This is a genomic window from Massilia norwichensis (assembly GCF_024753245.1).
Classification (GTDB): Bacteria; Pseudomonadota; Gammaproteobacteria; order Burkholderiales; family Burkholderiaceae_D; genus Telluria; species Telluria norwichensis.
Genome location: NZ_JANUGX010000056.1, coordinates 1 through 8,616, shown reverse-complemented (window position 1 = coordinate 8,616; position 8,616 = coordinate 1). Strand labels below are relative to the sequence as shown.

General features: G+C 65.6%; 8 protein-coding genes. 3 read left to right on the top strand and 5 right to left on the bottom strand.

Annotated elements, in window-relative coordinates; all coding sequences use genetic code 11:
* Positions 1-32 precede the first annotated feature (32 nt).
* Together bla and NX782_RS25920 are read right to left on the bottom strand one after the other, a co-directional pair.
* Entirely contained in the window at positions 33-899 is an 867-nt protein-coding gene (bla, locus tag NX782_RS25925) for a subclass B3 metallo-beta-lactamase (protein ID WP_258848392.1), read from the bottom strand.
* Positions 896-1,033 carry a hypothetical protein gene (locus NX782_RS25920; RefSeq protein ID WP_258848391.1) on the bottom strand — a complete coding sequence of 46 codons (138 nt, stop codon included), beginning with the start codon at positions 1,031-1,033 and terminating at the stop codon, positions 896-898. Before NX782_RS25920 ends, bla begins: the two co-directional genes overlap by 4 nt.
* Before the next feature lie 36 nt (positions 1,034-1,069).
* Between NX782_RS25920 and NX782_RS25915 the strand changes: the two genes are divergently transcribed.
* The 3 genes from NX782_RS25915 (at position 1,070) to ampC (ending at position 4,188) form a co-directional block, all read left to right on the top strand.
* Positions 1,070-2,176, top strand: a complete 1,107-nt coding sequence (locus NX782_RS25915; protein ID WP_258848390.1) for a sensor histidine kinase — start codon at positions 1,070-1,072, stop codon at positions 2,174-2,176.
* A 3-nt stretch (positions 2,177-2,179) separates the two neighbouring features.
* Positions 2,180-2,941 carry a LytR/AlgR family response regulator transcription factor gene (locus NX782_RS25910; RefSeq protein ID WP_258848389.1) on the top strand — a complete coding sequence of 254 codons (762 nt, stop codon included), beginning with the start codon at positions 2,180-2,182 and terminating at the stop codon, positions 2,939-2,941.
* 101 nt (positions 2,942-3,042) lie between these two features.
* A complete protein-coding gene (gene ampC / locus NX782_RS25905; RefSeq protein ID WP_258848387.1) occupies positions 3,043-4,188 on the top strand; it encodes a class C beta-lactamase in 1,146 nt (381 codons plus the stop codon).
* Positions 4,189-4,194: 6 nt separating this feature from the next.
* Here ampC and NX782_RS25900 read toward each other — a convergent pair whose 3' ends face one another.
* From NX782_RS25900 to NX782_RS25890, 3 genes are read right to left on the bottom strand one after another with little or no spacing between them, the layout of a single operon-like run.
* Positions 4,195-6,450, bottom strand: a complete 2,256-nt coding sequence (locus NX782_RS25900) for a xanthine dehydrogenase family protein molybdopterin-binding subunit (protein ID WP_258848386.1) — start codon at positions 6,448-6,450, stop codon at positions 4,195-4,197.
* Positions 6,447-7,433 carry an FAD binding domain-containing protein gene (locus NX782_RS25895; protein ID WP_258848385.1) on the bottom strand — a complete coding sequence of 329 codons (987 nt, stop codon included), beginning with the start codon at positions 7,431-7,433 and terminating at the stop codon, positions 6,447-6,449. The genes NX782_RS25900 and NX782_RS25895 overlap by 4 nt, the downstream gene beginning before the upstream one ends.
* A gap of 8 nt (positions 7,434-7,441) precedes the next feature.
* Complete coding sequence (locus NX782_RS25890; protein ID WP_258848384.1) at positions 7,442-8,125, bottom strand: 2Fe-2S iron-sulfur cluster-binding protein; 684 nt, start codon at positions 8,123-8,125, stop codon at positions 7,442-7,444.
* Positions 8,126-8,616 lie beyond the last annotated feature (491 nt).

Sequence of the window (8,616 nt, the reverse complement as noted above, 5' to 3'; positions counted from 1 at the left end):
CACCAAGTGATCTTGGTGGGGCTTTTTGCTTTCTACTGCGCCTTGTCCATTTCGGCTGCCAAGGTCTTCGCCAACATCGCACGCGCTTTGGCCGCATATTTGCGGCAACCGTCACGGTCGATAAACGCCGCATTCCCCTGCGTTGCCTGCTGCGCCTTCTTTTCCCATAAACCGCTGAATTCCGGATGCGCGCTTACGAGCACGTCGCATTTCAGCGCTTCGACGGCGGCGATCGAACGCTCGATATCGGCCTGCGCCTGCGGATACAAGGGATTCCGGCTGAAACTGAGACCATCGGCGACCACCGCAGTCAGGCTGTCGCCGTACACGATGTCCATCGGCTTGCCGCCTTCGCTCGACTGCCAGGTCCAGCTGGTCGCGCCGATCGTGTGTCCAGGGGTGAAATGGGCCGTCACCGCCAGTGGCCCCAGCCGTACGATTTCCCCATCATGTACCGCGCGCGTCTTCGCAATCGGCGTCATCGCCTGTAAGCCGGGATATTGCGGATCCCGCTTGTCCGGCTGGCCGGTCCGCAGTACCTCGGCGGATGCCGGGCTGGCCAGCACGGTTGCGCCACTCATCTTCTGCAAGTCGGCGATACCGCCGGCGTGATCGAAGTGCTCGTGGCCGTTCAGGATGTAGCGGATATCCTCGACCTTGAAGCCGAGTTGGCGGATATGCGCCGCGATCTGTTGCGACGACCCGGTCGGCCCGCCATCGATCAGGATATGGCCGGCAGGGGAGGTGATCAGCACGGCGCCGATGCCGTGGGTGCCGACATAATAGGTATTGCCGTACACGGCGAATGGATCCTGCGGCGCAGCCCATTCGACGGGGCCGGCGTTGACGATGGGCGCAGCAAGCGCAAGAACAGCAGCAAGACAGAAGAATTTTTTCATGAACGATGAAAGAAAATGGAGAGTTCGGATACAGCCGCATCGATTCTGCAGCCGCCCGGTTCAGCCGGCAGCAGGCCGGTGATGAAACGCCGCATCCGCGTGACGAAGCCTGGGCCGAGGCCGAACTGCCGCATAAAACCGGCTGCTATACTCGTCCAATGCCTTTCCCGATGAAGCAAGCCGCGTCTCCCCAACTTCCGCCTGTCGCGAAAACCATCGTCATCACGGTGCTGGTATGGGCGGCAATCAGCGCCCTCGGTGCCCTGCAGACCTACAGCGACAATCTCCGCGTCGGCATCGACAGCCATTACCCGGCCCTGCTGGTCACCTGGTTCATCGAATACGCGGTGCCGCTGATCGTCCTGAGCGCGGGCCTGAGTCTGGTACTGGCGCGCTGGCCGGCCCTGATCGCCCGGCCGCGCAATGTGTTCGCACTGTTCGTCGGTCTCGTGCTCGTGTTCCAGCCGGCGCAATGGATTTATATGGCCTGGCTGCGCGGCTACCTGCACATCGCCAGCCTCGAGGATGCCCGCCTGCTGCTGATGAAGATGCTGCTGGTCGGCTGGTTCTCGACCACCGGCACCTTCGCCGCGATCCTCGCGATCCATTATTGGCGCGAGGCCCGCGAGCGCGAGCTGGCCTGGCAGCGCAGCCAGAACGACATGCTCAACCTGCGCCTGGCCCTCGAGCAGCAGCGCATGCTGGCCCTGCGCGCGCAGTTCGAGCCGCACTTCCTGTTCAATGCCCTGAGCGCGATCAGCGCACTGGTGCGCGACGGCGACCGCACTCTGGCCCTTGGCGGTATCGGCCGCCTCAGCGACCTGCTGCGCTATGCACTGTCGGCCAGCGTGCGCAACTCCGCCACCGTCGCTGCCGAGCTGCAATTCGTGCGCGACTACCTCGACCTGCAGCGGCTGCGCTACGGCGCGCGTCTGCAGGTGCAGATCGACGGCGATGGAGCGCTGCTGCACGAAGTCGAATGCCCGCCCTTGCTGCTGCAGCCCTTGATCGAAAACGCCCTGCGCCACGACCTCGATTGCCGCCCAGGCAGCGCGGCCAGCGATATCCGCCTCAACTTCGCCGAGGAAGGCGAGGTGCTCGCAATCCGCGTCGACAATCCCGTCAGCGCACAAGCCTCGCCCAATCCCGGCGCCGGTCTCGGGCTGGCGAACACGCGCGAGCGTTTGAAGCTGATGCACCCGACCGCATCCTTGTCGACCAGCCTGCACGAGGGCCGCTTCGTGGCGGAAGTGCGCCTGCCGTTGGATCGGGCCTGAGGCATGAGTGTGCGCTACCTGATCGTCGACGACGAAGCGCCCAGCCGCGCCAACCTGCGCCTCGCTTTGGCCGCACACCCGGACTGGCTGCTGCTGGCCGAGTGCGATGGCGCCGCGGCCGCACGCGCCGCGCTGGCCGACAACGAGGTCGACGTGATCTTCCTCGACATCCAGATGCCGATCGAGTCCGGCCTCGTGCTTGCGCGCGAGATCAGCCGCCTGCGCACGCCGCCGCTGATCGTCTTCGTGACGGCCTACAGCGAACATGCGGTCGATGCCTTCGAGGTGCACGCGCTGGACTACCTGCTCAAGCCCCTGAGCGATGCGCGCCTGGCCCAGGCCGTCGAGCGTATCGGCGCGATGCTGGGGCAACGCCAGCGCGAAGCCTACGGTGCGGCGCTGCGCGATTACGTCGATGCCGGCATCACCCAGGCAGCGCAGCGGCTGGAACGCATCAATGTGCGCTCGGTCGGCCGCATCGAACAGATTCGCGTGGACGACATCCTGTGGGTCGAATCGGCCGGGAACTACGTCGAGCTGCAGCTGGACGGACGCACGGTCCTGCACCGCATTACCCTGAACCGCCTGGAAGCGCTGCTCGAGCCGAGCGACTTCCTGCGCGTGCACCGCAGCGCGATCGTGCGGCGCAGCCAGATCGCGCGCCTGGAAACCATCGGCGATGGCAGCTACCGGCTGACGCTGCGTTGCGGCGCCGAGGTCGCCGTCAGCGAGCGCTACCTGGGCGCGCTGAAGGCGGCGATGTGAGAGGCATGGGACGAAACGCCGCCCGGCTGGGATGACTGCGCTGGCTGAGCGGATGGCGTCCTGCCTATACTGCCGTATCGCCAACCGAAAGCCCAACCACCATGCGCCTGCACGCCATCGCCTTCGCCAGTCTCTGCCTTCTGCCGCTCGCCGCCAGCGCCGCCGCCGACACCGCCGCCCTGCGTGAAGCGGTCGACAAGGCGATCAAGCCGCTGATGGCGCAGCATGACGTGCCCGGCATGGCGGTCGCCATCACGGTCGATGGCAAAACCACCTTCTTCAACTATGGGCTGGCGTCGAAGGAAAAGAACATCCCGGTCAGCGAAAACACACTGTTCGAGCTGGGCTCCGTCAGCAAGACCTTCACCGCCACGCTGGCCTGCTACGCGCAGGGACAGGGAAAACTGTCCTTCGACGACCACCCCGGCAAATATCTGCCGCAGCTGAAGGGCAGCGCGATCGACCGCGCCAGCCTGCTCGAACTCGGCACTTACACGGCCGGCGGGCTGCCGCTGCAAATGCCGGACGAGGTCACCGACGATGCGCAGATGCTGGATTACTTCCGCAACTGGACCCCGAATGCGCCGCCCGGCACCCGGCGCCGCTATTCGAACCCGAGCATCGGCCTGTTCGGACACCTGACGGCACGCGCATTGCAATCCGATTTTGCCGACGCCATGGAAGGTCAATTGATCCCTGCGCTCGGCTTGAAGCACACGTATATTCGCGTGCCTGCGGCGGCGATGCCGGATTACGCCTGGGGCTACAACAGCGCGAACAAGGCGGTGCGGGTCAATCCCGGCGTTTTTGATGCGGAGGCTTATGGCGTCAAGTCGAGCGCCGCCGACATGATCCGCTTCGTGCAGGCGAATATCGATCCGGGCCGGCTGGCCGCGCCTATACGCGAGGCGGTGGCGTGCACGCACACCGGTTACTTCCGGATCGGTGACACGGTGCAGGGCCTGGGCTGGGAGCAGTACCGTGCGCCGGTCAGCCTGGTGCAACTGCAGGCCGGGAATGGGGAGAAGATGAGCCGTGGACTGAACGAAGCCACGCGCCTGAAGCCACCGCAAACGCCGCCGCCCGGCACGCTGTTCAACAAGACCGGCGCCACCGGCGGCTTTGGCGCCTACGTGCTGTTCGTGCCGGCGCAGCGGGTCGGCATCGTCATGCTGGCGAATAAGAACTACCCGAATGCGGCGCGGATCGAGGCGGCCCATGCCATCCTCGGGCAGTTACGCAACTAACACCGATCAAATCAGCTTGTCCGGCGTGATCGGCAAGTCGCGGATGCGCTTGCCGGTCGCGTGGTGGACCGCATTCGCGATCGCCGCCGCCACCCCGGTGATGCCGATCTCGCCGACGCCCTTGGCGCCCAGCTCGTTGATCCAGGCGTCGTGCTCATCGAGCATGGTGATGTCGATGCTGCCGATGTCCGCATTCACCGGCACGTGGTAGTCGGCCAGATTCGCGTTCACCGCCCGCCCCACACGCCAGTCCATCTCGGTTTTCTCCATCAGACCCATGCCCAGGCCCCACACGATCCCGCCCATCAGCTGGCTGTGCGCTGTCTTGCGGTTGATGACGCGCCCGACCCCATAGGCGCCGACGATGCGCGTCACGCGGATGGTGCCGAGGTCCGGGTCCACGTGCACCTCGACAAAGACGGCGCCGAAGGCTTGCATGGCGTAGCGCTTCTTCTCGTCGCCCTGATCGGCGCTGGCTTCGCCGCTGACCGGCTGACCGCCATTGCGGGTCACCACGGCCGCCATCGAATCGCGCCGGTTCGGATCGGCTTTCGAAAACAGCCAACCGTCGGCGGCATCGACGTCGTTCGCGTTCAAGCCGTGCAGACTGGATGCGCTGTCGCCCAGCGCCGTCGCGATCAGCTTGTCGCGAGTGGCGCGTGCCGCCTGGTGCACGGCCGGGCCGACGCTGGCGACGGTCTGCGAACCGCCCGACACCGGCGCTTCCGGCAGCCGCGTATCGCCCAGCTCGAAGCGCACGCGCGACACGTTCACGCCCAGCGCATCGGCGGCGATCTGCGCCATCACGGTGTACGTGCCGGTGCCGAGATCATGGGTACCGCTGCGCACCAGCACCGAGCCGTCGGCATTGATCGTCGCGGAGGCTTTGGCGCCCTTGCGGTTGGCCGGATAGGAAGCGGTGGCCATACCCCAGCCGACCAGGGTGCGGCCCTGGCGCATCGATCCCGGTTGCGGCGTGCGCTTTGCCCAGCCGAAGCGCTCGGCGCCGACCCGGTAGCATTCGCGCAGCGACTTGCTCGACCACGGGATGTCCTTTTCCGGATCCTTTTCCGCGTAGTTCATCAGGCGCAGCTGGACCGGGTCGACCTTCAGCGCATACGCCAACTCGTCCATCGCCGACTCGAGCGCGAAGCTGCCGCTGGACTCGCCCGGCGCGCGCATATAGGTCGGCACGCCGATGTTCAGCGTGGCCAGGCGCTGCGAAGTCTGCAGGCTCTCGCTGGCATAGGCCTTGCGGGTCACGGCCGTGCAGGGTTCGACGAAATCGTCGACGAAGGACGTGCTCGACACGGTGTCGTGGGTGACCGCCAGCAGCTTGCCGTCTTCGCTGGCGCCTAATTGCAGGCGCTGCTCGGTCAGCGGACGGGCGCCCACCGGGCCGTACATCTGGGTACGCTCCAGCACCAGCTTGACCGGGACGCCAGCCATGCGCGAGGCCATCGCCGCCAGCATCACGTGCGACCAGGTCGAGCCCTTGCAGCCGAACCCGCCACCGACGAAGGGGCAGACCACGCGGATCTTTTCCGGATCGATGCCGAAGGTCTGGGCGGCGGTTTTCCGTACGCCAGTCACGTTCTGCGTCGAGTCGTATAGCGTCAGCTGGTCGCCCTCCCAGGCGGCGATGGTCGCATGCGGCTCGAGCGGGTTGTGGTTCTCCATCGGCGTCGTGTACAGCAGGTCGAGCTTTTGCGACGCGCGCGCCATGCTGCGGCCGACATTGCCGCGGCCGGTGTCGGGCGGGCGCTCGGGCTGCGGCTCCGGGCGGCGCAGCTGCATCTTCGCTTTCCTGAAATCGAGCTGCGCAGACTCCGCCGCATAGCGCACGTTCAGGCGGCGGGCGGCGTCGCGCGCATGCTCGAAGGTGTCCGCCACCACGACCGCAATGGGCTGGGCGTTGTACTGGACGCGGTCGTCCTGCAGCAGCGAGAGCTTGGGATTCGGCGGCTGCTTCTTCTGGTCGGGCTTCGATTGTTCCTTGCCGCCGCCGCTGCCCTCGGTCTTCCCTTCCTCCTTCTGCTTCGGCAGGCGCAGCGCATTCTGGTGGGTCATCACCAGCATCACACCCGGCATGCGCTTCACGCTTGCGACGTCGATGGCAGCGATCCGGCCCTTGGGTATGGTGGAGAGCACCATCATCCCGTAGGCCAGGCGCGGGATCTTGTGTTCCGCCGAGTAGGTGGCCTGCCCGGTTACCTTGAGCCGCCCATCGAGGCGGTCCATGCCTTGTCCGATCACGCTCATGCGCTTTCTCCCGCTTCCAGCAGGGCACGTACGACAGCGCGTTCGGCCAGCTGGATCTTGAAGCCGTTGTCCCTGAATGCCTGGGCGCCGTCGAGCAGCACACGGGCGGCTTGCCGGCAGCGTGCCTCATCCAGCGCTTGGCCGGCCAGCAGCGCTTCCGCAGCCGGTACCCGCCAGGGTTTATGGGCGACGCCGCCGAGGGCGATGCGGGCCTGGCGCACGGTGGCACCAATCATGTCCAGCGCCGCCGCGGCGGACACCAGTGCAAAGGCATAGCTGTTGCGCTCTCTGACCTTCAGGTAGTGCGTGTGGCGCGTGAATGCGGGCGGCGGCAGGTCCACCGCCGTGATCAGCTCCGCCGGCTGCAGCACCGTGTCCACCTGCGGCATCGTGCCCGGCAGGCGGTGGAACCCGGCGATCGGGATGCTGCGCTCGCCCTTCGGGCCGCTCACCTGGATCACCGCATCGAGGGCGACCAGGGCCACGTTCATGTCGGACGGGTTCACGGCGATGCAGGCGCTGCTGGCGCCGAGGATCGCATGCATGCGGTTATAACCTTCGCGGGCGCCGCAGCCGCTGCCGGGCGCGCGCTTGTTACACATGGCGAAGGCGGTGTCCATGAAGTAGGGGCAGCGGGTACGCTGCAGCAGATTGCCGCCGATGGTCGCCATGTTGCGCAGCTGGGGCGAGGCGCCGGACAGCAAGGCCTGGGTCAGCAGCGGATAACGGCTGCGCACCAGCGCATGGTTGGCGGTATCGCTGTTGCGGGCCAGCGCGCCGATGCGCAGGCCGCCGCCGGGCAGCTCCGTGATCTGATCGAGGCCGATGTGGTTGATGTCGACCAGGCGCAGCGGCTGTTCGACGTCGCCCTTCATCAGGTCGAGCAGGTTGGTACCGCCGCCGATGAATTTGGTGTTCGGCTGCTGGACCAGGCGGATGGCGCTGGCGGGGTCGCTGGCCTGGTCGAAGTCGATGGCGCGCATGCCTGCTCCTATGCCCTGGTCTGCGCGGAGGCAGCCTGGATCGCAGTGACGATGTTGTTGTAGGCGCCGCAGCGGCACAGGTTGCCGCTCATACGCTCGCGGATCTCCGGATCGGTGAACGCGACCGTCTGCTGGCGCACATCGGGCGTGACCGCGCTGGCCGTACCGGCCTTCATCTCGGCGATGCAGGCGACGGCCGAGCAGATCTGGCCCGGGGTGCAGTAGCCGCACTGGAAGGCGTCGTATTCGATGAAGGCGGCCTGGATCGGGGCCAGGTTTTCGCCCTGGGCGATGCCTTCGATGGTGGTGATCTTCGCGCCCTGGTGCATGATCGCCAGCGTCAGGCAGGCATTGACGCGGCGGCCGTCGACCAGGACGGTGCAGGCGCCGCACTGGCCGCGGTCGCAGCCTTTCTTGGTGCCGGTCAGCTGCAGGACTTCGCGCAGGGCGTCGAGCAGGGTGACCCGCGGCTCTAGCGAGAGCTGGTGTTCGGTGCCGTTGACGTTCAGTGTGAGCGGGCGGGGCGGGACGACAGGTGTGGCCGCGGCAGCGGCGCCGGATGCCGGCGCGGCCTCGACTGGCGAGAGCGGCAGCTGGGCGGCACCGGCCACGAGCAGGGCGGATTGCATGAAGCCGCGGCGTGAAGCATCCACGTCCGCGTCATCGGCAGGATGGCTGGGTTGGTCTGACATCGCAGGCTTTCGAAAAGGGATGCGGCGGACGGGGTCATATACTGCTTAGCAATCCATTATCTGCTGCCGTGAAATCGCTTCCGTTAGGCCGCACACATAGTTGCCGGTCCGTGATCGAAAAATGCGACGTGTGGGCCTTGCGCACCTGGCCGGCGGTTTGCTATAGTTCGCCTCCGCTTCTGCAGCGCACAATAAAAACCACGAAAGTGAGTGTGCGATGAAGAAAAGGATGAGTTGACGAGTTAAGCGAATTACTGCATAATCTCACTTCTCTGCTGCTGACGAACAAAACGATTCGCAGAATGCAGCAAGGCAGCACCGAATACGATCTTTAACAATCAACAGTCGATAAGTGTGGGCGTTTGATGAAAGTGCCAGCAGCTGCGTAAGCAGCTGCTGAATGCTTAAATTATCAAATGTTCACAAAAAGTATAACGTTGCTCAGCAATGAGTGGCGGTCAGTATTTTGAGTGAGCGACCCGGTAGCAATG